The following is a 23,071-nucleotide window of genomic DNA, read 5'->3' on the forward strand; positions in this document are numbered from 1 at the left end:
ATTAGGCAGCGAGATGACGCAGCACTGCGTTTGCGACCACCGCGGGCTGAGTCAGATGAGGCAAGTGACCTTCGAGCTCCAGAATCTCCAACACACTGCCGGGTATCTGCGCATGCAGCCACTGCGCCACGTCCACCGGCACTGCTGCATCCTTACGGCTGTGAAGAAAGTGGGTGGGTGTGATCACACGAGGGACCAAGTCGCGGTGATCAGATTGAAAAATCATACGCAGAATGTGGCGCGCAATGTCAGGGCGGATCTTGAACAGGGTCTCACTGAAGCGCGCGAGTACGTGCGCATCGTCTACGCCCATGACCATAGGTACAAAACCGGCGGCCCAGCTTTGGTAATTGGTGGCCATGGCAGCGTAAAGCGCGTCCAGGTCGCCCTGCTGGAATCCCCCCACGTAGCCGGTGACAGCATCGTTCAGATAGCACGGCGAGGGCTGTAGCAGCACCAGACGCTCAAACAGCTCGGGCCGGGCGCTGGCGGCGATCATGCCGATCATTCCGCTCACCGAGTGGCCCACGTAGCTCACTTTTTGCAGGCCCTGTTCATCCAACAGGGCGAGGAGCTCATCGGCATACCCAAAAAGAGAGCCGTGAACTTCGGGTTTGTAGCTACTGGCCCCCTCATCACCACAGCCGGCCAGGTTATAGGACAACACACGGAACCCAGCATCCAGCGCAGGGCGGATCTGGTTCCAGGCAGTCTGATCGGAGCCAAAACCATGGCTCAGTGCCAGTACACGCTCGCCGTTACCACTCCAAGTGGCTTGCAGACGTTGGGAAATTGTCATGAAAATAGGAACACGAATAGAGTTGTAAAAAAAGCACGGCCATCTTGGCAGAATGTTGGTGCCGATGCAAACTTGACCAGCTAAACCGCAAAGTGCCAATCCAATATTGACCAGGGTGTTCCACTGACCTGCTGAGAATTTCAGCAGGGATTCAAGGTGATCACCATGGACATGATTGGCAAGGTCAGGCGCATGAGGCTGCGCGACCAACTCTCCCTCAGCGAGATCGCAAAGCGCACGGGCCTGTCGCGCAACACGGTCAAGAAGTGGCTCAAGGCGCCCGGCGATGTTGCCCCGAAGTACGAGCGGGTGAAGCTCGATGGCAAGCTAACTGCGTTCGAGCCGATCCTGCATCAAGCGCTCACAACCGACAGCCATCGCCCCAAGCATGGACGGCGCAGCGGCCGTGCCTTGTTTGCTCAGATACAGGCCCAAGGCTACCGCGGCGGCTACAGCGCCGTCACCGACTACATCCGGCGCTGGCGGGTGGAGTCAGCAACCAGTCCGGCCAAGGCGTTCGTTCCGATGAGCTTCGAGCTGGGCGAGGCCTTCCAGTTCGACTGGAGCGTCGAAGCCATGCTCGTCGGCGGCGTGTTCTACAACGTGCAAGTGGCGCACCTGAAGCTGTGCGCCAGCCGTGCCTTCTGGCTGGTGGCCTACCCCAGCCAGGGCCATGAGATGCTGTTCGACGCGCACACCCGCTCGTTCCAGGCGCTTGGCGGTGTCACCCGGCGCGGCATCTACGACAACATGCGCACCGCCGTGGACAAGGTGCAGCGCGGCAAGCAGCGCACGGTCAACGCGCGCTTCGCAGCCATGTGCAGCCACTACCTGTTCGACGCCGACTTCTGCAACGTCGCCTCGGGCTGGGAGAAGGGGGTGGTGGAGAAGAACGTGCAGGACAGCCGCAGGCGCATCTGGATCGAAGCCGCGACCCGTCGCTTCGGCTCGTTCATCGAACTCAATGCCTGGCTGAGCGAGCGATGTCGTTCGGTGTGGAGCGACACCACGCACCCGATCCATCGGCAGTTCACCGTGGCCGAGATGTGGGAGCTGGAGAAGCCTCACCTCATGGCCATGCCGGCCCCCTTCAACGGCTACGTCGAGCGGCTGGCCCGGGTCAGCAGCACCTGCCTGGTGGCCGCCGCGCGCAACCGTTACTCCGTGCCGTGCGAGTGGGCCGGCCACATCGTCAGCACCCGCGTCTATCCCGAACGAATCGATGTGGCGGCCGCAGATGCCGTCGTAGCCAGCCATGCCCGGCTGCCGGGCAGTGGCCAGACCAGCTACGACTGGCAGCACTACATCGACCTGGTGCAGCGCAAACCGGGCGCATTGCGCAATGGCACGCCGTTCCTGGACCTTCCGGCGCCGTTGCTGCGTTTGCGCCAGTCGCTGCTCAGGCACCCTGGAGGAGACCGGGTCATGGCACAGGTGCTGGCCGTGGTGCCGCAGGCCGGGCTGGAAGCGGTGCTGGTGGCCATCGAGCTGGTACTCGAAGGCAGGGCCCCCAGTGGCAGTATCAGCGTGGAGCACGTGCGCAACGTGCTGGCCCGCTTGAACAACCCTGCCACGCCGGCGCAGGCGCAGACGTCCTTGCAACTCACCCAGGCGCCCAAGGCCGACACCGCGCGTTATGACCGGCTGCGCCCCACCCACCAGGATCATCTGGACGGGCAGGAGGTGGGCCATGCGTGAGACCTCCATCGATGTACAGGCCCAACTGAAGGCGCTGCGGCTCAACGGCATGGCCACGGCCTGGGCCGATCTGACGGAGCAAGGCGGCGATACGACCCTGGCCGCATCACGCTGGCTGGTGGAGCACCTGCTGCAGGCTGAAGATGCTGATCGGGCGATGCGTTCCATCGCCCACCAGATGAAGGCGGCACGCTTCCCGATGCACCGCGACCTGGCTGGGTTCGACGTCACCGTCGCGCCGGTCGACCGCGCGTTGATCCAGAAACTGGCGGACCTCTCGTTCACGCAGGATGCGCAGAACGTGGTGCTAGTCGGCGGCCCAGGCACTGGCAAAACCCACCGGGCCACGGCGATGGGAATTGCTGGGCTCACCCGACACGCCAAGCGAGTGCGGTTCTACTCCACGGTCGATCTGGTCAATGCCCTGGAGCATGAGAAGAGCCAGGGCCGTGCCGGACGCATCGCCATGAGTCTGGTGCGCATGGACCTGGTCGTGCTCGACGAGTTGGGTTACCTGCCCTTCAGCCAGGCCGGTGGCGCCTTGTTGTTCCACCTGCTGTCCAAGCTGTACGAGCACACCAGCGTGATGATCACCACCAACCTGACGTTCGCGGAGTGGTCCACGGTGTTCGGCGATGCCAAGATGACCACTGCGTTGCTGGATCGCTTGACCCATCACTGCCACATCATCGAGACGGGCAACGAGTCCTACCGCTTCCGCCACAGCACGCACGAAGCCAAGGGGCGCATCAAGGCCCGTGAGCAGACCAAGAAGGCAGCAGCGGCCCAGGTTAGCGAGACCGCGGAGGAAGGGGCCTCGCCTGACGGCTCGGCAATACCAACCATCAGTTCAAAAAAAGGAGGCCCTACAGAAGCATCCACCCTATAGTTATCCACAGCTGGCTTCAAATGGAACCAGCTCTAGCCCCTGGTCAATGTTCGACTGGCACTGCTGATCACGATTGCACTGGCACTAACAGTGCAGTGCAAACAATGGAAGGCCTACAAGGTGGGCGTGACCACCGTGCGTGAACTCTATGGCGTCATGGCTGCCAAAGGTGCTACGGGCGGCTTTGTCGTCACCTCGGGGCGGTTCACGAGCGATGCCAAAGACTTCGCCCAAGGGCGCAACATCGAACTCGTTGATGGCCCCCGGCTCTTTGCCATGATTCAGCAGGCACGGGGCGCCCAAGGCAAACCAGCAGCCGCACAACGCGAGATTCCCAGCTCAATGGGGAGCCCGGCACCTCACCCCCAATCGACAATCCAAGCTCCCCAGGCTACCGCCAAGGCTCCTGCCCAACCTGAATGCCCACGTTGTGGTGCCTCTATGGCACTGCGCACCGCCAGACAGGGGGCCAATGCAGGCAACACGTTCTGGGGCTGCACCACCTACCCCAAATGCCGGGGAACCGTAGCTGCCAGCTAGTTCGAGTTTGAAACCAATGCGCTTCTTGTCTTCTTCACGTTTGAACCTGACCCGCCACCTTCATTGGTCGTTCGCCCTGCTGGGCTTGTTGAGCTTCAGTCTCTCTGCCCACGCACAAAAGCCCGTCTACCGCTGCGAGACGGCAGGCAAGGTGAGCTACTCGGATGCACCTTGCATGGGGGCCAAGGAAATCGACACGACACCCACACAAGGCATGGACAAAATGACCGGTGCCAGCCGCAAGGGTGCTGATGTGCAGCGGGCTGAACACAATGCCTTGATGGCCGATGCCTTGAAGCCACTGACGGGAATGAGCCCTGAGCAGTACCAGGTCTACAAGCACCGATTCAAACTCAGCCCCAGAGACAAGGCGGAATGCACCCGGCTGGATACCGAACTGCCAGAACTCAAGCAGCGAGCAGCCACAGCCACAGCCACTCCCACCGAAAAAGCCCTGGCAGACGTGGAGCTGTACAAGGCCCGCAAACAGTTCAACAACCTGAACTGCTAGCTCAGATCCCCTTGAGCAGGGTCAGCACCTGCTCCGGCACTGCATTGGCTTGCGCCACCATGGCGGTGCCTGCGTTTTGCAGGATTTGCTGGCGAGCTAGCTGTGCCGTCTCTTGGGCAAAGTCGGCATCGACGATACGTGCGCGGGCGGCTGCGGTGTTTTCTGACGAGATTTCCAAGTTGGCAATGGTGGCTTCAAAGCGTGACTGCACAGCACCCAGGTCAGCACGAGCTCTTGATACTTGGTTGATGGCCGCATCAAAGATACGTAAAGATCGACTTGCATCCGCTGTGGAATCAAAAGATATCTGATCTATTGTTGTCTGTTTGGCGGAAAACCAGCCGTTGGATGGTAAGAGGCCGATTTCATTTCCATCAACGTCATAACCACCATCCCACTTTAATGAAATTGGGGAATCAGACACGTACGAAATATCCCCAATAGCATATGCGTCATCAATTCCAAACTGCCCGCTGCCCAACATGGAATTAGCACCATAGAACCAACTGTATGAAACTCCATATTCACTATAGTTGGCATCTGCCAAGCTGACAAACGCAGCTGGGTTGGAATTATTTAGTACATGTATGTTTTCTCCTGTATCGCTCACTAGGCGAAAAATCGGATAGTTGACTGGATCTCCATTTAAATCAGTAGCGCCACTAGGCAATTCAGCAGGACGGAAATCCTCTGCCCGAATACCCGTGATGCTAGATAGCTCATTGATTGAGCGCATAGCAGCCAACCCTGCCGCACTAGAGCCATCCCAATTTAATGAGAGCGTTCGCGCTTTGCTGTAATCTTCGCCAGCAACGAGACTGATTGTCACCAAGCCATTCGGATTCGGGGGGATGACCAAAGATATTTTTGTTTTAGCTTCTATTGCTACCTCGTTAGGTGAATTGGATTTCAGTTTTTCTGCAAGGTCGGCCATTGATAATATGCCGTCTCCAGGAAATTCAACACCATCAATGCCAAAGGTCCTTCCTGCGGGTAGTGAGGTAGCAACCCAGTTATTGAATCCTTGTGAAGCCCCACGCGACAACACGAAAGAGTCTTCTAGAAACCTACCGTAAACACCAACAGTGCTTTCCTTCAACGCTGGCACTGACACATCAATGGTCTGCCCAGCGTTGGCTCCCACCTGAAACGTCTGCGCGGTGAAGCTGCCGTCCAAAAGCTTGTGACCATTAAAGTTGGCCGTCTGAGACATGCGTTCAAACTCTTGGAGCAGTTGAGCGTATTCGGCGAACAGGGCTTGTCGGTCACTCCGAGAGTTGGTTCCGTTGGCTGCCTGTACTGCCAGCTCGCGGCCACGTTGCAAGATGTCGGTCATCTTCTGCATGGAACCCTCGGCCACCTGAGCCAGCGAGATTCCGTCGTTAGCATTGCGCTTGGCGGCGTCCATGCCCTTGACCTGCGTGAGCATGCGTTCACTGATCGCCAAACCCGCCGCGTCGTCCTTGGCCGTGTTGACACGCAGGCCCGAAGACAGGCGCTGCATGGTCGTAGCCAGGCCTGCCTGGTTCGCGCTCAAGTTGCGCTGCGCATTCAGCGAAAGAACGTTGGTGGAAATGGTCAGCGCCATGCCATTCCCGCTGCTTCAATCCTCGCCGCAACGGCCCCTATCGCACCAACGCCAATGAGCGCATTCCTCAGTCCGTTCGAAGTCTGCCTCCCCGTCATTGATGCTCCTCCTGCTGCTACAGGCCATCTCGACCTTCGCCCTAAAACTACGTAAATCGTAGTCATTGAGAATATTCAGATAGGCAGCCATCAAAGGCAGGAAGTAGCTGGTGATAGCTACGCAATTCGTAGCTTCGAGGGAAAATCGGGGGAGGCAGGGTGACAGCCCGGGGCTTTCAGCACGCTATCGTGCTCAGCACTTCCTGGCGAGCCACTGAAGAGGTGCTGGCCGCGTTCATCGTCAGGTTGTACGGCCTGTACAACGCAACTCGTAGTATCGACAAGCCCGCATAACTACGACTCTCGTAGTCCTATGGGACGAGAGATGTCAGAGGCGGATCAACGGTGGGGAGCCAGGCTCAAGCAAGCTAGGCTTAACGCTGGCTTGTCTCAAAAAATGCTGGGTATCGAAGCTGGGATTGATGCCTTCGTAGCGAGCACGCGGATCAATCGTTACGAGCTGGGCATCCACCGGCCTGACTTGCTCACCGCGCGCAAATTAGCCAAGGTGCTGAATGTGCCTGTGGCTTTCTTCTTTGCGGATGAGGATGATGACATTGCAGAGCTACTTCTCGCGTACAAGAAGGCGGGATCACCCCTGCGCCAAAATATCCTGAAGTTGCTGTCCGATTCATAGGCAGCTGTAGATGCCTGCGACTCTGAACTACGAGTGCGCATTATTGGCTAGTTGTGTTGACCTCCCTCCCCCTTAATGTGGAAGACACCTGCCACCGTACGTGCCGACACCTGACCTGAGGCAGGCCAGGGCCGCAAGGTCAGCGGGCTGATCGAGTCTCAGGCGGCAGCGGGCGTGGCGATGAAGCCGTGCTTGCGCAGCATTTTGATCCAGCGCGGCGCGTTGCGCTGAACGTTCAGCGCCTCGTAATCGACCTCCTTGTCCTGGTAGTGACTGCCGTTGCTGAGCATGGCATAGATGGTGCGCAGCATCTTGTGGGCCAGGGCCACCACCGACTTCTTGCGGCCTTTTCGGATGGTCAGCGCGTCAAACTTGGCCTTGAGTGCGCAGCGCGTTCGTGCTGCAGCCTGGGCGAACTCGCACAGCAGCCTTCTGACCCAGGCGTTGCCCTTGCGGATGCGCCCGGTTTTGCGCTTGCCGGCGCTCTCGTTGTTGCCCGGGCAGATGCCCACCCAACTGGCCAGGCGCTCAGCACTGCCGAACACGCTCATGTCCGCGCCAATCTCCACCAGCAGCATGGCCGCACCCTGCTCGTCGATGCCCGGCAGGGTCTGCAGCAGCCTGAGCTGCGGCTGCCAGGGCCGCAGGCCCTGCAGCAGGTACTGGTCCATGCGGGCGATGCGCTGCTCGATCTGCTCAATGTGCTGCATGATCTCCTGGGCCACGAAGCGGTGCACTGCGCTGAACTGCTCGGTGCTCAAGGCCTCGCACAGTTCTTGACGGCTCGCTCGCAGCCGACCCTTGTGGTCCAGCACCTCGTGCATGGGCTGGCCCGCAATCAAGGCTTTGACCATGGCGCGCGCGCTCTGTCCGTGGATGTCGGCCACCAGCACGTTGATGCGAATGCCCGCGTCCACCAGCACCTTGTGCAGCCGGTTCTTCTCGGCGCTGCACATGCCCACCAGCTTCTGACGCTGGCGTGCCACCAAGCGAAGCTGGCGCATCTGCACCGGCGGGATGAACGAGGCGCGCAGCAAACCTGCACGCGCCAGCGTAGCGAGCCACTGCGCATCGGCCATGTCGGTCTTGCGACCGGGCACGGCCTTGACATGCCGCGCGTTGACCACCCACGCGATCAGGCCCACCGCCTCCAGCGCCGCAAACGGGCTCTTCCAATACACCCCTGTGCTCTCCATCACCACGACCTCAGGGGCCATCTCCAGCGCCCACTGCGCCAAGGCGCGGCGGTCGCGTTTGAAGGCGCCGAAGTCTCGCTTGGTGACCTCGAGCCGGCCATCGTCATGTTCGATAACGGCGCAGGCCGTGATCTTGGCCTGGTGAACGTCCAGCGCAATGACGCGCTTGTGCATCGGGGTCAAATCCATTGCGGCTCTCCTGCAGCTTGAATGACAATTACAAGCGTGCGGACCAGCCAAGGTGCCGCCGACCAACGGCCTGCCGGGCTTGCCCCGGCGGCTCTCTTTAATGTGGGCTGTCAGGCGCGCTCTGACCCGGCTGGGTCTGGGCAACGCCCGCAGGCAATCCTGGGTACGAGTGGTCGGCAGCGGGTCAAGTTAGCGATCGCGGTCAAGTGCCATCAAAGAATTGACCGACCTCTACCCGTGCTGGCCCGCACGCTTGCAGTGTCTTCCATCATCCAGGGTGAACCAACTGGGTCATGACAGTTAGTCCAGGAGATCACTCAGAGATGAGTAACCCATCTCCAGTGATCACCACGTCAGACAGATATTCAGAAGCGTAGGCATAAGTGATCTCAGCCAAAAGCTTGTACTGAATTCGCGATGCGTTTCTCCTGACCAATCTGCGTGGTATAGAACCGCTGCTCAATACCGTAAACTAGCAGCTTTAGCTCTCCATCCCCTGGAATCTCAAATTGACCTGTTTTTGCGTCAAGAGTGAGTGAGTTCTGGCAGTATGCGTTGATATATGAAATCATAGCCTGCTTGTCTTGTGCAGGCAGTGCGGCCAATGTTTCTAGTGCTAGCGCGATTCGCTTACGATTAGGTTTTGAAACTTTCTCTGCGTCGAAACCATTTGTGAGCTTTATAAATGGCTCTTTCAGGAAATGGCGAACCTCTTCCTGTGTAGCTTCTTTGTAGAGTTCGTCAATACCAGGAAATATGCTGGATATAGTTGCAAGACTCTTGAAGGCGAGTGTATCAATCGCTGGATAGTAGACCGCATCTGGCTGAGAGTTGACTACAAGCCTCTGCTTGTTGTCATCGACTTCTGCTGCATCGCCGAAATAGATGGTCTTCTGTTTTAGGAACAAGGAGGGCGTTACTTTTTGAAAATACAGATCCTCACCTTGAACGGCGCAAAGGTAGGTGATGTCAGTGAATCTACTCTTTGGCAGATCGTTGTAGTTCTTTATGTCAAAGGGTTGCTTTGCAAAGCCTGGGCAGTACTCCTGAACAGATAAGTCTTTGACAACAAACCATGCATCTTCGTCCAAGTTATGGTCGGTTTTGTATGCCACGCACAACTTCGGATCTAATTTCACAGCCTCATACAGAGTTTTGTCCGAAATAAGCTTGAAATGAGTCTCTTTCCGGAGTCTCTTCACCTTCGCGATCACATGATCCATCAAATCACCCCCTCTCTAAAAAAGTGTAGTTGTTGATCCGAAATGCCCGCTGTATAACAACATCATCTGGTGTCTTATATTTTTCCTTGCTAATAAGAAATATCGACGCTCCCGCACTCGTTTTTATGGTGTAGAAATCGTACCCGTACAGCAAAAAAAGGGGATTAAAGTACAGCGCCTGTGATTTATAAGTAAATAAAAATAGAACGCCATATACAAAGAAGAGTGTTTCCCAGTTGCCGATACTTAATGCCACAAAAAAATAACCAAGGTAGCTAGGAAGAAAGCTGTTGTTTGCGTGTTCGATGCTGGCAACTTGCCCCTTCTTGAATTCGTCCTTCCCGAGTAGTTTTCCCAGCCAAAGGCTTAGACCGGTAAAGATGATAGGCACCACCATGTAGAGAATATATGAAAGGTAGTTTGGGAGTTCAGCTAAATACTTAATGTCAGGAAAGAAGTACGGCAAAGCGTACCCTTTCTGGACAAGGAAGGTAATTACAAGCAATGAGGTTGCATTGAAGGCCAGAAGGATTCTAAATATTCTGTTGAAGTCAGATAAGTTTAAGCCCACGATATCCTCCGTTTAGTGAGCTTTACCGCCAATTTCGACAGAAGTCGTGGCGCAATATGGCTCGATCATTTTTGCTCCAGCAGCCCATCCACATCCTTGAGCTTGCGATAGATAGCTGGGTTTTCGCCCACCGCAAGCGCCTTGAAATGCGCCGTGCCGCACTTGATCCGGGCGCTTTCTGCATCACGCAAGTCGTCATCGAACAGGCTGCTCTTGGTTTCCACCACAAAGTACAGCATCTCCTGACCATCGCGCTCCACCAGCACGGCCCAGTCGGGGTTGTAGGTTCCCAATGGAGTAGGTACTTTGAACCAGCCGGGAAGCTTGGCATAGACCTTGATGGCCTCATTACGCTCCAACGCCTCGGCGAAGTCACGCTCGACCGTTGAGTCATACACCACGTGTTCGTAAACCGATTTCGTGGTGTCCTGCACCAGGTTCTTCAGGTAGCCCGTCAGCTCTTCGGTCTCGAAAAGCTCCTGGGCATAGAAATGCTCATCGCCAAGTCGCTGGTACTTGATGCCGTCCACCAACGCCAGCCGCTTGCAGCGGTTGATGGCATCCGCAGCCAACTCGATGAACTGCTGCGGGTTGCGCTTGAAGTCGTTCAGCCGGTGGCATTCGGTCAGAATGCGAGCAATCGTTTTGCGGGTGAGGTGCGTTCGATCCTGCAGCTCCGTCAGAACGTCGGGCAGTTCAATGTCACCCTCGTTCAAAGTGATCGAATCAGACACGGAGATCAAGGACGCATCAACGCCCGCCTTACCAATCGCCATGCCCGCCTTCTTCCACTGCAGCCGGGTTTTTGCTACGGGGGGAGCATCGTTCAAGGCTTCAATGCAACTCTCAGTCAGCTTCTCGTTGTCAAACTGCACCCGGTATGTGGTTTTGTGTTTGATTCGATCCCACAAGGCGCGGAACTCCGGGCTGACCAGCACCGACTTACGCACTGCAATGGGTTTGCGGTCATCGGCGTTCTTGACTTCGAGCTTGCCTGACAGCTTCTTCAACACCGCGACGACTTGCTGACGTTGTGCCTCGAACTCATTGGGCAACGACAGGGTGCCATCCTTCAGGGCAGTTTTCAGCGTGTCCTGTACCTTACCCTTGTCATTGATGTAGCCCTCGGCCTTCAGGTGAGCCCACAGGGCCTTGGATGCCTCAAAGCCCAGCGGTTGCACGTCACCGGCAGCTTGCACAACCGCAATGCCTGCGAATTCATGGTCTTGCACCACGCCAAACTGAATGCCTGTGTCTTTCTCGATGTCTTTCTGCAGGTTCTCCGCGAACTGTTCATAGCTCTCGGTAGCAATCACCGTCAGTGTATTGACCTCAAAGCCGCGCAGTCGCTCACCCTTTTGGTTCACGCACAGCCGCAAGCCCCGGCCAATCGTTTGCCTGCGCCAACGCTCGGTTTCGCGGGTTGAGAAGTTGCAGATCTGGAAGACGTTGGGGTTGTCCCAGCCCTCCTTCAGGGCAGAGTGCGAGAAGATGAACTTCAATGGCGACTCAAAGCTCAGCAGCTTTTCTTTGTCGCGCATGATGAGGTTGTAGGTGTCATCGTCAGCCGCTGTGCTGCCACTGGTGTCCTTGACCATCTCCACTGTTTTGCCACCGATCTTTTTCTTGTCGATGGAGAAGTAGCCGTTGTGTACCTCGTGGGCGGCCATGCTCAGGTCCACCTCGGCAAACAGGCTTTGGTAGTCGGGGTGACGTGCCCAGCGTTTGTATTCTTCCTCGAACATCAAGGCGTAGTCCCCCTTCACCGGGTTGCCTTGGTCGTCGTACTGGCGGTACTTCGCCACCTCGTCGATGAAGAACAGGCTCAGCACCTTCACACCCAGCGGGCGCAGCCGTTTTTCCTTGTCCAGGTGCTCCTTGATGGTGCGGCGGATCATTTCGCGTTGGATAGCACTGGCGTCCACATCGCCCCAGGCTTCACCCACCCGCAGGTACAACTCGCTGCCAGGCACTTTCAGCTCCAGGTACTGATCGCCCTTAGCGGTACGGATCTCACCGATACGGATGTCGGCGTACAGCGGGCGGCCCGTCTCCTGCTCCAGGTCGAACCCGTCTTGCACTGTGATGGCATCACGACGCACCACACCGGCTGCGTTCTCACGGTCCACCTCGATGCTGGCCGTGATGACACCACGCTTGTTGCTGACTGCCAGCAGCTTTACGTAGGGCTTGTTGTTGCCCCCTTGCACCGTAGCGGCTGCCACCTCGATCTGCTTCACAAGTCGCTGCTCATACGCATCCACGGCGTCTAAGCGGTACACCATGTTGTGCTTGTCAACGTGCGTAGCCGAATAGCGCAAGGTGCAAAGGGGTGACATGTGGGCCAAGGCTTTCTTGCCTTTGCCGTCAATGCCGCCGTCCACGCTCTGTGGCTCATCCACGATCAAAATGGGTTGAGTGCCGCGAATCAGGTCGATGGGGCGCTCACCACCCGTTTTCTCACTGGCGCGGTACATCTTGTTCTTCGACTTTTCCCGGCGTTTGGCCTCGTCCGACTCTTCTGCCAGCGCGGCGGCTTCATCCCCGAACTTGTTGATGGCACCAACCGTGATGACCATGATCTGGATGTTCGGGCTGGTCGCAAAGTTACGCACCTGGCCTTGTAGAGCGTCCAGTTGTCCCGCAGGCGTTTCGGGCAAAGCACCAGCACTCTGTCGTTGCGTAGCTCGTGGTACTTAATGATCGCCAGCGCCTCGAACGTTTTCCCCAAGCCAACGCTGTCAGCGATGATGCAGCCGCCAAACCGCTCCAGCTTGTCAATGGCCCCCACGACGCCATCCCGCTGGAACTTGTACAGCTTCTTCCAAACCACTGTGTTGCGAATGCCTGTGGCCGATTTGACGATACGCTCCTCGTCAAGACCGTCACCGCTGGAGGCAAACAGGCGCTGCAGCATCAACGCATACACGCTGGTGGCGTCTCGATGGGCAGAGAGGCTTTTGACCGCTGCGATCAGGTCGGCTTTGGCTTGGGGGTGCTCCTTCAGCGTGGCCCATTGCATGTCAAACCACTGGCTGAGCATTTGCGCTTCAGCAGGGCTTTCGGACGCCTGAATCAAGCTGAGAGGGTTGCCGGGGGTGACGCCCAAGCCTTCGCTGCTGAACGAAAAGGAGCCGAGCGCAGCCTGTTGTGCGGAGCCTTGTGCATCCCTCAGAACCAACGTGCCCTGGGGAATGGGGCCGCTGGCGTGACGAACATCGGCTTTGCTTTCAAGCCAGGCAGCCAACTTTCTCGCAAGCCAGGGAGCCTGCAACTTGTTTCGGGAGGCTCGGTCAGCCGCTGTCCCCAACAAGCCCAACTGCTCCTGCTCTGTGCCCTTTGTTGGTGCGGTGGAGGTTGGTGGCACCACCAGGCGCGCATTCGACAGGTGAGGCAGCTCTGTCAAGACTTCGGAGAAGGCATACAGAGAGAAGGATGGCGACACCATGTCCATCCGATGGTTGGGCTTGAGCCAGGGGCGGATCAGGTCCAAAACCCGATCAGATCCAGCGTTACTGACAAACTTCATTGCGTCCCCCCCTCGCTCGACATCCCGTTGATTCTTTTTGCTTCGCTCACGCACTGCCTCCCCAATGCCCCTCGAAGTCGAATGACAGTTGCTTGTGGTGCTTGATCGACAGCAGGAAAAGGGTGTCTTCAACCTGCACGTACAGCACCAAGTAGTGGCTCATCACGTACTCACGCAAGCTGGTCAACGAGGTGTCCACCAGATCAGCCAGCTTGGCTTTCAGTGCGGCAGTGGCGTTGGTAGCCTCAGCAGAGCCGACGGCCCGATTGAAAAACGGCCTGCCTAGCTCGGGAAACCGTTCAAGGTTGGGCAGCACCGTGCCGAGTAACTCGTCGATCAGTCCGTCGAATGCCTGAGGGGCTTCTGCCTCGGTCAGGAACTGTTCAATGTCGGCCAAGTTCCGCTCAAAATTGGCGGTGAGTTTGATGGTCACGCGGTTGGTCATGGGATGCCAACGGTACTCAAGCAGCTGCGCGTCGTTTTTTGATGGTTGTCAGTGCTGCACGAGCATCTTGCGTGCGCCCGGCAACCACGTCATCCAGGCCCTTGGATGCCTCGTCGATCAGCAGCAGATGGATGCGCTCACGCTCTAGCTGGTGGTAGTAGTCGAGGCGTTTCGCATCAATGATGGCGATGAACGCTTCACCGTTTTTGGTGATGATCTTCTCGGCACCCGCTCGCACATCCTCCGCCAACTCAGAAAAGTTGGCACGAGCGTGGGACAGGGGGATCACGTCGCTGGCTGAGATTGCCATGGGGCCTCCGGGTGACGCAGATAGTGCAGAATTTTGTACAGTCTACAGCGTGCCACCCGTCTTGGAACATAACGCTGCGTTAGTTTTCCGAGAACAGGTGGCACTGATGGGGCAGCACCCTTGTCGGCACTACCCCAAGGCGTTGTCAAACTAAGTCACTCGTTGATGACCAGGCCGACAAACACGTTGCCGGAATTGCGACGCTTTGCTTGATAGCCCTTTTTGACCATCACGTCCTTGAACTCTTTGACCCCGATAGGAGACTGATTGTTGTTCCTGGTAAACAGTTTGTAGCTGGCGTAGGCTTCGGATGCAGCAACCGCACCTCCTTCAACCTGGCGACAACTGTTCTTGAGCCAAGTACCCACCGTATCAGCGCCTTGCTTCAGAGCGTTCAGGTATTTCAAGGTGGATTCAGGCCAGAGCAGCTTACCTAAGCGGTGGTACTTCACGGCACCCTCGATCAACCAGTTCAGAATGCCCGAGGCCTCCGCCTTGAGTTGTTCTTCGAGGTTGCTGTTGCACTGATCCCCGGCAAACTTCTTGGTGAAGCGGATGGCGAACAGGCGACGCCACATGGCCTCATGCTCAAACGAGATGCGGGGGAAGTAGTTGCTACTCAGGAAGATCTTGCATTGCGGCTTGAACGTGGTCTGCGAGCCATAGTTCTGGCGATAGCTGATAGGGTCAGAGCCGGTGATATTTTTGACCAAAGCCTCCTCCAGCTTTTCCCCTTCACCAAACTCAGACGACTGCACGAGTCGTGCACCTACCATGGGAGCCAACGCGGGCGTTGGCGCATTGGGGTTGGTGTTGTGCTTCTTGAGCAGCGAGTAGCTAACGGTGGTGGCGTACGCCCCAAAGACATGTTTCATCGTGTTGAGCAAAACACCTTTTCCGTTCGATCCTTCGCCGATCAGAATGAACATCACTTGATCTCGGACGTGACCGAACATGGCATAGCCGAAAGCAATGTGCAGCGCCTCAAGCAGTTGACCATCTTCACCGGTAATCTGGCTCAAAAATGTCAAAAAGCGAGGACAGTTCGCACCAGGAATGAAGGTTGCCCCCATAGGTTTGCTCAAAAAATCCCCTGGCATTGCTTGTCGAACCACACCGGTGGTTAGGTCCATGGCAGCATATTTTTGCCCGCCCATTCCTTCAGGGATTTCCACCGCCACGGTGTCCACACGTGCGTCGAAAACGTCAGACCTGATATGGCACCGTGAGTCAGTGCTGGCAAAGCGCATGACCTCTGTCATCCCTGCGATGCTTGCAAGCCTTGTGCTCAAGGGATGACGAGGGTTCTCACGAACAAAATCCTGAAGATATTGCCGAACCACGCCCTCGACGCTGGCTTTCTGTGACAGCCAAATGCCTGAGATAAAGGCATACCAACGATCCTCGATGGGGGAGTACTTCAAGCGCTCGCTCAGGTCTTGGACGAGCATCGAAGCAAAGTCAAGCATGTTCTCTGGGCCACGCGACCAGCTCACGTTGGACGCGCCCCCTCCCTGGCGTGCCAGGTAGCGCAGAGTGTCCCCGGTAACGCCTCCTTTGGCGCTAATGCTTTTCCATTGGCGCTTTGCTTCCTCTTCGTCGTACTTTTTGGATTGTGCAGACCACGGCAAGAACAATTCCAGTCCACCGTTATCAAACGACGACTTCAACGCCATAGCCACCTTGATCCAAATATCGCGATCACTTGGATCAATCTGCTGGAGGTATTGAATTGCCTCATCCTTTGTGATCGCCTTATTACTACGAAAAGTCGAATTTTGGTTTATCAGAACCGCTGCTTCGACGCTGGCTTCAATAGCCTTTGGCAGTTGCACCAGTTGCAAATCCAACCCTTCCAGCAACTCATTTGCAGAATATGAAGGCAAGCTTTTGTCGCAGTGCTCCAGCGTGACTAAAAATGGGCGATCTGGATCTTTATGATTAAAAGTGCCGGGCAATCGCATGACTCTCGCCAAATTCGATACCTTGGGGTCGCCACCATACTTATCAGCCAGTGCCTTCTGTATCGCCTTGAATTTATTTGGCTTACAGCTGCGCGCCAACCAATATACGTGATAGTGCCCCTCTGAGGTTTTAACCACAATGTGCGGCTTCAGCTTGAATTTGCGCAGCAGTTTGTCTAAAGAAATGTGCTTCCATTCATTCCCATCGTAATCAAGGAAGAAGGCATTTACCCGAGCGATGTTTTCATCCTTGGTGCCCTTGCCATCAGACAGGTTCGGCATCATGAAGATGGCGTTGCCCTTTTTATTAAGGTCGGTGAGTGTTTCCCAGAGACCTTTTAATTTGCCCCGATGTTTATGAGGCACCTTATTTTTTCCGGAACCCTCAGTCACAGTCAGAAAGTCAGCGATACCATTACCCAACAAGGCCTGCTTGAACCGAAAGGCATCACGGCGGTTTTTATCCGTTGCTTTGTTTGACTTGCGGGTGCTGGGCAAGCGTGTAGTGGAGGGTTTTTTCATGACCGTTCCTCCCCAAGTGCGTCGTGCTCTCCCTCTGTGGTGGAAGGAGTGTAGGGAACCTCGGCACTTTTATTTTTCAAGTCATTGACTGAAAAAATACCGTGTGCCAAACCTTCCACTTCTTCCACTTTGTCGGGGGGAGGGGGCACCATGCGACCGCTCGCATTGTTACGCTCGATATAAGCACAGACCTCCTGAAAATCCCAGAGATTCTTACAACCAGGCCAGCGTACAGGCCGTGGTAAAAGCCCTTTTTTAATGTAGCGGTAGCGAGAGGATGCAGACAGACCGATCATTGCATCCAGCGTTTTGCTGTCGATCAATCTACGGGGGATGGTGGAGGCAGATGTTTTTGTGCCACCAAATTGATGCGTATGGTTTACGCTGCGATTTTGAATGACCTGTTTTTTGGGGTCGTTGATGAAATTAAATTCACTCATGTTCATCTCAATATCCACGGCAAGACCGGGAATAAAAGAAATGGACACAACTCACATTATTTTATAATTTTCAGGCAGAATTTTCGAGCTATTTTTTGTCAATAGCTAGGCTGCAAGGATTGCGCCGATTTCATAAAGAAAACCTTCAGAACCTTCTGAAGAACGTTGTGTAATATTGATTAGTTTGTGATGTACATATCTCTCCTTTGCACGTGCGGCTGGATTGAGACATGACCTAATTCGTCATTATTTCTTTATAAGCAGAATTTTCAGATCAACGTCGTTGGTGACGCCGATCAGGCTGCTGCGAATGGGCCAAGCTGCGTTGGCATTGAGAAAGACACCAAGGAACCTTGGTACTTTGTTTTGATTTGTTGTTGAATTTACTCAACTTGCACAGCTATAGGTTGCCACAGAAAGGCTATGAATGCAACATCACTCACGTGATTTCGATGCTTTGACTGAACTGACAGGTGGCACCGTTAGCCAGAGGTGGCTGCTTGGCATATGGATGGCGGGAGGGATGAGCACATGTTCGCCCAGTCATTCATCATCTTGAGCCGTTTGTCGAACATGTCTCCACGTCGGTATGCGGCCTCCACTTTGTTGGACACGGTGTGTGCCAAAGCCATCTCTGCCATCTCTGCTGGGTAGTCCGTTGCCTCTGCTGCCCAATCTCTGAATGTTGACCGAAAACCATGTACTGTCATGTCGTTGCGTCCCATCCTGCGCAGTACAGCCGTCAATGTCATGTCCGACAGGGGCTTGCGGTCACGAATGCTGGGGAACACTACTTGCTCCCCTTCTCGTCTGAAAGGCAGCAACTCCTTCAACAGAGCCACTGCCGGAGGGCTCAGTGGAATGCGGTGTTCACGTCCTGCTTTCATCCGCTCGGCAGGGATGATCCAAAGGCTTTCGGTAAGGTCCACTTCCCCCCAGGTCATGCCACGAACCTCTCCGGATCGCGCAGCGGTCAGGATCGTGAACTTCAACGCCAGAGCACCGATGCCTGGTTGCCCTGACAAGTCTTTCATGAAGTCACCAACATCCTTCCATGGCAGGGCGGCGAAATGCTGGACACGCGAAACTTTGCTCCTGGCTGGGAGCAACGTGTCGAGGTGTCCCTTCCAGCGTGCCGGGTTCTCCCCCGTTCGAAATTTGCGAACAGTTGCCCAGTCCAAGATTGCCTCCAGGCGTCCTCTCAGCCGCGATGCGGTTTCGGCCTTGGTTGCCCAAATGGGCTCCAGTGCTTTCATGATGTGAGGCGTATCCACCTTGTCAACAGCCACCGCTCCAAGCACCGGTGAGGCATAGGTCTTGATGGTGTTTACCCATTGATCGGCATGTTTGGGGTTTTTCCACCCGGCCTTGTGCGCGGCGATGTACTGCGTGGCGCACCAGTCAAAGTCAACAGCCTTGGCCGATTCGGCGGCAGCCTGCGCCATGGCCTCGCGCTTTTGTTGCACAGGGTCGGTTCCCTGCAGGATCTGTCGCTTGAGCATCAACGCTTTTTCCCGAGCGTCAGCCAAAGTCACCACTGGATAGGAGCCCAAACCAGTCCACTTCTCGCGCCCTTGAAAGGTGTATCGCAAGATCCAGGACTTCGACCCGTGCGCTGTTACTTTGAGCCAAAGGCCTGCGCCGTCACCGTGATACCCGGGCTCCTTGAGCCTCGCCACTTGCATCTGCGTCAGCTTGTTTGCCCTTGCCATTTTTTCGCCTTGAGGTAGCTGTTACGGGTGGGAGCATAACTCAACCGTTATACGAATTGTTATACGGAAAGATCGCTGCAAGAGGTTGAATTGGTTTGACTTGAGTTGACATCAGAAATTTCAAAATCAATTTTAAGTTGTTGTTTTTATTGGCTTAATTTCTATTTTTGTGAAATCTTTTGAACCACTTTGGAGTCCGGATTATAAGGACGCCCTCTCCGCCATAAAAAATTTCTAAGTCTTTGATTTAGAAACAAAAAAGCCACCGAAAGGTGGCTTTTTTGTTGCCTACCCCACTTTCTAACCATATTGCTTTCGTGGCTGCGGTTGGATCTGGTTGAGCGAAGTTGGACTGCCGCTAGAGCTAAAGGGGATGTCGAAGCTCAAGTAGCGCCCCCACTTTTTCAGGTGTTTCTTGCTCAGAAAGTGGCACCCCCACCAGCCTGAAGAAGTTCTAGCGCCCCTGGCCCTAGAACTTTTTTTCATTGGTGGCTTCCCTTTTGACATCCACCCCCACCAGCCCGGTATCGAGCGCCAGCGCAGCCCCCAGCGGCTTTCCTGCCAGCGCCACCATGCCGCACATCAGCAGCCAGTGCTCGGTTGCCTTGAGCGCCGTCTCCAACGCCCAGCGCTTCACACCAGCCACAGGCATATCCCGAGGCACCCACACCGTTTCTTCCCAGTGCCATGTCGCCAGCCATGTGGCTGGGTGAGCACTATTTGCGTTCACGTACCGCAACTGTGGTGCCCGGTGCCCCGCCGCCTCAAACCGCTCGGCAATGGCCGTTTGGTGCACCGCCGACAGCCGCCCCTCCCCCTGGATCTCCAGCCACAGCCCCAAGCCTTGCGCCCAGCTCCGTTGGTGCAGTCGCAGCGCTGTGACCACAGGGGTGTTGGCTTGCAGTTCCCTCGCCTGAGGTTCCAGCACCACGCCCGCCTCTGAATAGCGCAACGCAGGTACTGGCGACACATCGACTCGCCATTCGTCACCGCTGGCTGCTGTGCCGCTTTCTTGGGCTACATGCACCTGCAACGCCTCGGCCACACACTGCCACCAGAGCACCCGCAGGCCCGGTGCATCGTCAACACCCATTGCCGCCCGCTCCCAATGCGCTACCTGTCGGGCCAGCACCCTTTGCGGCACCCCCATCGCCTCTGCCGCATCTCTGAAAGCCAGCATGGCAGGCCCTTCGCTGACCGAATGCCCCAGCGCCCTGCGGGCGAACCGCTGTACCCAGGCGTGGTCTGTGCGCCCTGACTTGGCTTGCCACAACAGCACCACCGCCACAGCGCCCAGCGTATCGAGCGATTCCCGCAAGGCTTCTTCAAACCCGACTGTGCCCATCCACGCATGCCACTGCCACAGCTCGGTGATGTCATACGCCGCCATGAACCACACCAGCAAGCGCAGCGCCCGTACATGCTCCTGGGCCTCCATTCCCCATAGCAAGCGCGCCACTTCGGCATCGCCTTCGTCACTTTGCGGGTACAGCTCCAGCAAGCCCTGAAGATCCCGCCAGGACGACAAGCCCAGGCGGTGACGGGCGTGTTTGCAGAAATACCGCACTGCAGCCATGCGCTGGGGCTGCGCGGGCGGGGTGTGCAGCGCCGTGTCCAGCACTTCCAGCACCAGCTGCGCAGCACCGTCACCGGCTTCTTGGGGGGATACCAAACCAGGCAGGGGCAACAAGGGCGGCAACTCCAGCAGCGCAGTGAGCAACCGCTCCAGCGGCGGTGGCAACAAGGAATCGTTGGTCATCACAAAGCACCTCCAAACAAAACAGCTCAAAACGAACTCCCGCCAGCCATGTGCTCATGCGGCAGCGGCACTGAGCTGTGAGCCCAGCGCTACGGAAAGCGGAAGTTCAGTAAGAAAAAAAGGGAAAAGGGGGAAAAAGAAAACGAGCGAAGCTGAACGACATAACTGCCGAACGGCCTACTCGCCCTCTTGCGCCTGAACCACAGGCGACAGCACCAACACCGCGTCGATGTTCACGCGCTCACTGATCGTGGCCACCACACGCCGTGGCTGTTTGCTCGCCCAGCCGGTCAGCATGGCATTCCACGGCACCAGCGGTATCGGGGCCATGGCCGGGTCCAGCACCAGCAAGTCAGCGGGTTCCTCTGCCTCAAAGCGCATGCCCACAGCCAGCACCCAATGCATGTAGCGCTCCGTAGAAAAGCACACCAGGCACAGCTTTCCATCGGCCAGGGCATCCAAGGTGCGTTCCGCTACACGCGAGCGCAATTCCTTGCAGTGCACCTGCTCGGCATAGGGGGCCAGTTGCAGCTGTAGCTCTTGGACCTCGCAGCCATCAAAGTAGTACCGCTGCGCCACTTTGCGCAACGCTTGCAGGCGCACATCGCGGGTGTCCCAAATCAGCGCGTTGCGCCGCACTTGGCCCAGCACCATCAATGCCATCAAAACGCAGTGGTAGCCACAAGTGGCATCCACCTCTCCCTGGCGCACATGCAGCCGCTGGTTGCCCAGCATGGGGCCATGCATGCCAGCACTGATGCGGGGGTGGCAATGGTAGGAATGCAGCATTGCTCAGTATTCCTCCGGCAGCAGCAAGGTGGTCGAGCGCCGGTCGGCCTCGGTGATGATCCACAGCCGATGGTTCGGGGGGATGTCATAGGCCGACAGCAAACGGCTGCCGTAAGTGAGCGCTGCAGCATTCGCTTCTTTGTCCTCCTGGCACAAGTCACCCCAATCCCCGGCGACGTGGCGCAGCACGAACGGCAGCGGTGCTAGCTGCAATGCTTCGAGCATGTCGAGTGCACCGGGGGTGATCAGCACGGTTCCCAAGGTGAACAAGGGCGTGCGTTGTTGTTCGTAGCGCGCGCATGCGGCGGCCTGACCAGGCGAAGAGGTCATGGGAAAGCTCCTGAGAAGAAGAGAAAGAGAGAAGGGAAAAGAACGAAGCGCAGCTATGCGCTCGGCACCACCGCCAGCACACCCTGGCGCGATCTGCCACCACACAACCCATCGCCGCCGCGATGACACGGCCACGGCGGTGCCACGCGTGCTGTCATGGCGACAGCCGCGCGCACGCTACCGTGGGGTTACGGCGCGAGGGAAATCAAGCAGGGGGATGGGGAAAATGCGGCCTGGGAATACAGGCAGGGAGAAAGCTGATATTGATATGTCGAATCGATGGCAAATCAAATATCGAGCAATATCATTATATCACAAAGCAAAATCGACAAAATATCAGCCGAATATCATTCAGTATTCAAGCCTCGAAAGAAAACCATTCAAATACCAGAAATATAAAAATCAGCATTTGATGGCGGCCAATAATTGAATATTGAAAATATCGCGAAAAGACCAAGTGTTTAGCGCTATCCTCATAGGCTTTACCGGAAAAACAAAACCTCATGAGCACCTACCAAGAACTACTGACTCAAAAAGCTGCACTGGATCAACAAATTGCCGTGGCACGCAAGGCGCAAGCGAAGCAAGCACTGGAGACGGTCCATGAGTTGATAGCCGAGTTTGGCTTTACTGCGCAGCAGGTCTTTCCTTGGAAGCCAGTGGTCAAAAGCGTGGCGGCCAAGTACCGCGACCCGCTGACGGGAGCGAGTTGGAGCGGCAGAGGAAGAGCGCCAAAATGGATCGAAGGGAAGAATCGGGCAGAGTTTTTGGTTTGACTCGCTTGTTGCTGCAAATGCTTGGCAGTGGTCACCAATCTCATCGACGGTCGCTGGTAACGTGGCCGCTTCAGGCTGGTTGCTGACGCTCAGCTTTCATCGTCGAGTGACGGCCGCCGCCGAAACCCGCCGTTCGGGGTCCGCTGGGTCGATCGGCTGCTTCGTTCGGAAATCAGCCTCAGCTGTTTGCAAGGCTGCATCCGGCAATTCAACTTCAGTCTTGCACCACTCAATCAATCCACTCCGGATCCAAAAATGACATTTGCACGTTCTCTGCTGATGAATAGATGGCGAGACCGTAGGTCGCTGCCAAAAGTCCTGATCAACTTTCCAGCGTGGACGACGTTCGGGATTCAATGACAGTGATATCTGCACACCGCATCCGCCTGGGCAACCCAAGCATGCCCATTTCTTGACGCCGCCGTCCACCACCAGCCACAGCTCACCCGCAGGAATCTCGGTCTTGCCCGGGTGCCGAGCCACTCGTTTAACGAGGAAGTTGAAGTCCAGAAGGCCGAGGCTGCGCAACATCAAGGCTAAAAGACGCTTCATACAG

At 56.4% G+C, this 23,071-nt stretch carries 21 protein-coding genes and 2 pseudogenes; 7 read left to right on the forward strand and 16 right to left on the reverse strand.

Going from position 1 to position 23,071, the window contains the following annotated elements; all coding sequences use genetic code 11:
- Position 1 precedes the first annotated feature (1 nt).
- A complete protein-coding gene (locus CLU88_RS07575) occupies positions 2–1,009 on the reverse strand; it encodes an alpha/beta fold hydrolase (protein WP_233205399.1) in 1,008 nt (335 codons plus the stop codon).
- Between CLU88_RS07575 and istA the strand changes: the two genes are divergently transcribed.
- The 4 genes and pseudogenes from istA to CLU88_RS07595 all read left to right on the forward strand — a co-directional run bounded on the left by istA (position 965) and on the right by CLU88_RS07595 (position 4,437).
- Complete coding sequence (gene istA, locus CLU88_RS07580; RefSeq protein WP_099658717.1) at positions 965–2,497, forward strand: IS21 family transposase; 1,533 nt, start codon at positions 965–967, stop codon at positions 2,495–2,497. The genes CLU88_RS07575 and istA overlap by 45 nt on opposite strands.
- Positions 2,490–3,386: an IS21-like element helper ATPase IstB gene (istB, locus tag CLU88_RS07585; protein ID WP_099656067.1), complete on the forward strand. Its 897-nt coding sequence runs from the start codon at positions 2,490–2,492 to the stop codon at positions 3,384–3,386. Before istA ends, istB begins: the two co-directional genes overlap by 8 nt.
- A gap of 90 nt (positions 3,387–3,476) precedes the next feature.
- Positions 3,477–3,926: pseudogene (locus CLU88_RS07590) on the forward strand (restriction endonuclease); the annotation flags it as partial.
- 16 nt (positions 3,927–3,942) lie between these two features.
- Positions 3,943–4,437: a DUF4124 domain-containing protein gene (locus CLU88_RS07595; protein WP_099656068.1), complete on the forward strand. Its 495-nt coding sequence runs from the start codon at positions 3,943–3,945 to the stop codon at positions 4,435–4,437.
- A 1-nt stretch (position 4,438) separates the two neighbouring features.
- On the opposite strand, the gene CLU88_RS07600 is transcribed toward CLU88_RS07595, so the two are convergent.
- Positions 4,439–6,025 carry a flagellin gene (locus tag CLU88_RS07600; protein ID WP_099656069.1) on the reverse strand — a complete coding sequence of 529 codons (1,587 nt, stop codon included), beginning with the start codon at positions 6,023–6,025 and terminating at the stop codon, positions 4,439–4,441.
- 423 nt (positions 6,026–6,448) lie between these two features.
- On the opposite strand from CLU88_RS07600, the gene CLU88_RS07605 reads away from it, so the two are divergent.
- Complete coding sequence (locus CLU88_RS07605; RefSeq protein ID WP_099656070.1) at positions 6,449–6,760, forward strand: helix-turn-helix domain-containing protein; 312 nt, start codon at positions 6,449–6,451, stop codon at positions 6,758–6,760.
- 158 nt (positions 6,761–6,918) lie between these two features.
- On the opposite strand, the gene CLU88_RS07610 is transcribed toward CLU88_RS07605, so the two are convergent.
- From CLU88_RS07610 to CLU88_RS07660, 13 genes and pseudogenes are all read right to left on the reverse strand, one after another.
- Entirely contained in the window at positions 6,919–8,145 is a 1,227-nt protein-coding gene (locus CLU88_RS07610; RefSeq protein WP_099656071.1) for an IS110-like element ISAisp4 family transposase, read from the reverse strand.
- 389 nt (positions 8,146–8,534) lie between these two features.
- Positions 8,535–9,260, reverse strand: coding sequence for a hypothetical protein (locus tag CLU88_RS07615; protein ID WP_199173431.1), 726 nt, complete (start codon positions 9,258–9,260; stop codon positions 8,535–8,537).
- 112 nt (positions 9,261–9,372) lie between these two features.
- Positions 9,373–9,939, reverse strand: coding sequence for a hypothetical protein (locus tag CLU88_RS07620; RefSeq protein WP_199173432.1), 567 nt, complete (start codon positions 9,937–9,939; stop codon positions 9,373–9,375).
- Between the two features lie 65 nt (positions 9,940–10,004).
- Entirely contained in the window at positions 10,005–12,518 is a 2,514-nt protein-coding gene (locus CLU88_RS23225) for a restriction endonuclease subunit R (RefSeq protein ID WP_233205401.1), read from the reverse strand.
- Between the two features lie 62 nt (positions 12,519–12,580).
- Positions 12,581–13,468 (reverse strand): annotated as a pseudogene (locus tag CLU88_RS23500) (helicase); the annotation flags it as partial.
- A gap of 46 nt (positions 13,469–13,514) precedes the next feature.
- The gene (locus CLU88_RS07630; RefSeq protein ID WP_369827613.1) at positions 13,515–13,901 is read right to left on the reverse strand and encodes a type II toxin-antitoxin system RelE/ParE family toxin; all 387 of its coding nucleotides are present in this window, start codon (positions 13,899–13,901) and stop codon (positions 13,515–13,517) included.
- A gap of 28 nt (positions 13,902–13,929) precedes the next feature.
- Positions 13,930–14,223 (reverse strand): type II toxin-antitoxin system Phd/YefM family antitoxin, encoded by a 294-nt coding sequence (locus tag CLU88_RS07635; RefSeq protein WP_099656073.1) that lies wholly within the window; start codon positions 14,221–14,223, stop codon positions 13,930–13,932.
- A 155-nt stretch (positions 14,224–14,378) separates the two neighbouring features.
- Complete coding sequence (locus CLU88_RS07640; protein ID WP_099656074.1) at positions 14,379–16,709, reverse strand: phage/plasmid primase, P4 family; 2,331 nt, start codon at positions 16,707–16,709, stop codon at positions 14,379–14,381.
- Complete coding sequence (locus CLU88_RS22735; protein ID WP_143225961.1) at positions 16,706–17,197, reverse strand: AlpA family transcriptional regulator; 492 nt, start codon at positions 17,195–17,197, stop codon at positions 16,706–16,708. Before CLU88_RS22735 ends, CLU88_RS07640 begins: the two co-directional genes overlap by 4 nt.
- Positions 17,198–17,631: 434 nt before the next feature.
- Positions 17,632–18,861, reverse strand: a complete 1,230-nt coding sequence (locus CLU88_RS07645; RefSeq protein WP_099656075.1) for a site-specific integrase — start codon at positions 18,859–18,861, stop codon at positions 17,632–17,634.
- A 469-nt stretch (positions 18,862–19,330) separates the two neighbouring features.
- Positions 19,331–20,620 carry a hypothetical protein gene (locus tag CLU88_RS07650; protein WP_099656055.1) on the reverse strand — a complete coding sequence of 430 codons (1,290 nt, stop codon included), beginning with the start codon at positions 20,618–20,620 and terminating at the stop codon, positions 19,331–19,333.
- Positions 20,621–20,797: 177 nt separating this feature from the next.
- Positions 20,798–21,409 carry a hypothetical protein gene (locus tag CLU88_RS07655; RefSeq protein ID WP_099656076.1) on the reverse strand — a complete coding sequence of 204 codons (612 nt, stop codon included), beginning with the start codon at positions 21,407–21,409 and terminating at the stop codon, positions 20,798–20,800.
- 3 nt (positions 21,410–21,412) lie between these two features.
- Positions 21,413–21,739, reverse strand: coding sequence for a type I restriction endonuclease subunit M (locus tag CLU88_RS07660; RefSeq protein WP_099656077.1), 327 nt, complete (start codon positions 21,737–21,739; stop codon positions 21,413–21,415).
- Between CLU88_RS07660 and CLU88_RS22740 the strand changes: the two genes are divergently transcribed.
- The gene (locus CLU88_RS22740) at positions 21,738–22,169 is read left to right on the forward strand and encodes a hypothetical protein (RefSeq protein WP_143225962.1); all 432 of its coding nucleotides are present in this window, start codon (positions 21,738–21,740) and stop codon (positions 22,167–22,169) included. The two genes, CLU88_RS07660 and CLU88_RS22740, sit on opposite strands and share 2 nt — an antisense overlap.
- 73 nt (positions 22,170–22,242) lie before the next feature.
- Positions 22,243–22,515, forward strand: coding sequence for an H-NS family nucleoid-associated regulatory protein (locus CLU88_RS07665; protein WP_099656078.1), 273 nt, complete (start codon positions 22,243–22,245; stop codon positions 22,513–22,515).
- Between the two features lie 96 nt (positions 22,516–22,611).
- On the opposite strand, the gene CLU88_RS07670 is transcribed toward CLU88_RS07665, so the two are convergent.
- Positions 22,612–23,067 carry a DUF6527 family protein gene (locus tag CLU88_RS07670; protein WP_233205402.1) on the reverse strand — a complete coding sequence of 152 codons (456 nt, stop codon included), beginning with the start codon at positions 23,065–23,067 and terminating at the stop codon, positions 22,612–22,614.
- Positions 23,068–23,071 lie beyond the last annotated feature (4 nt).

The organism is Acidovorax sp. 56, assembly GCF_002749705.1.
Taxonomy (GTDB): Bacteria; Pseudomonadota; Gammaproteobacteria; order Burkholderiales; family Burkholderiaceae_C; genus Acidovorax.

Excerpts from the sequence above, each read along its gene's own strand:
- istA (WP_099658717.1), top strand. The coding sequence starts at position 965 with ATGGACATGATTGGCAAGGTCAGGCGCATGAGGCTGCGCGACCAACTC.
- istB (WP_099656067.1), top strand. The coding sequence starts at position 2,490 with ATGCGTGAGACCTCCATCGATGTACAGGCCCAACTGAAGGCGCTGCGG.
- CLU88_RS07595 (WP_099656068.1), top strand. The coding sequence starts at position 3,943 with ATGCGCTTCTTGTCTTCTTCACGTTTGAACCTGACCCGCCACCTTCAT.
- CLU88_RS07600 (WP_099656069.1), bottom strand. The coding sequence starts at position 6,025 with ATGGCGCTGACCATTTCCACCAACGTTCTTTCGCTGAATGCGCAGCGC.
- CLU88_RS07605 (WP_099656070.1), top strand. The coding sequence starts at position 6,449 with ATGTCAGAGGCGGATCAACGGTGGGGAGCCAGGCTCAAGCAAGCTAGG.
- CLU88_RS07610 (WP_099656071.1), bottom strand. The coding sequence starts at position 8,145 with ATGGATTTGACCCCGATGCACAAGCGCGTCATTGCGCTGGACGTTCAC.
- CLU88_RS23225 (WP_233205401.1), bottom strand. The coding sequence starts at position 12,518 with ATGGTCATCACGGTTGGTGCCATCAACAAGTTCGGGGATGAAGCCGCC.
- CLU88_RS07635 (WP_099656073.1), bottom strand. The coding sequence starts at position 14,223 with ATGGCAATCTCAGCCAGCGACGTGATCCCCCTGTCCCACGCTCGTGCC.
- CLU88_RS07640 (WP_099656074.1), bottom strand. The coding sequence starts at position 16,709 with ATGAAAAAACCCTCCACTACACGCTTGCCCAGCACCCGCAAGTCAAAC.
- CLU88_RS07645 (WP_099656075.1), bottom strand. The coding sequence starts at position 18,861 with ATGGCAAGGGCAAACAAGCTGACGCAGATGCAAGTGGCGAGGCTCAAG.
- CLU88_RS07650 (WP_099656055.1), bottom strand. The coding sequence starts at position 20,620 with ATGACCAACGATTCCTTGTTGCCACCGCCGCTGGAGCGGTTGCTCACT.
- CLU88_RS07655 (WP_099656076.1), bottom strand. The coding sequence starts at position 21,409 with ATGCTGCATTCCTACCATTGCCACCCCCGCATCAGTGCTGGCATGCAT.
- CLU88_RS22740 (WP_143225962.1), top strand. The coding sequence starts at position 21,738 with ATGGGAAAGCTCCTGAGAAGAAGAGAAAGAGAGAAGGGAAAAGAACGA.
- CLU88_RS07660 (WP_099656077.1), bottom strand. The coding sequence starts at position 21,739 with ATGACCTCTTCGCCTGGTCAGGCCGCCGCATGCGCGCGCTACGAACAA.
- CLU88_RS07665 (WP_099656078.1), top strand. The coding sequence starts at position 22,243 with ATGAGCACCTACCAAGAACTACTGACTCAAAAAGCTGCACTGGATCAA.
- CLU88_RS07670 (WP_233205402.1), bottom strand. The coding sequence starts at position 23,067 with ATGAAGCGTCTTTTAGCCTTGATGTTGCGCAGCCTCGGCCTTCTGGAC.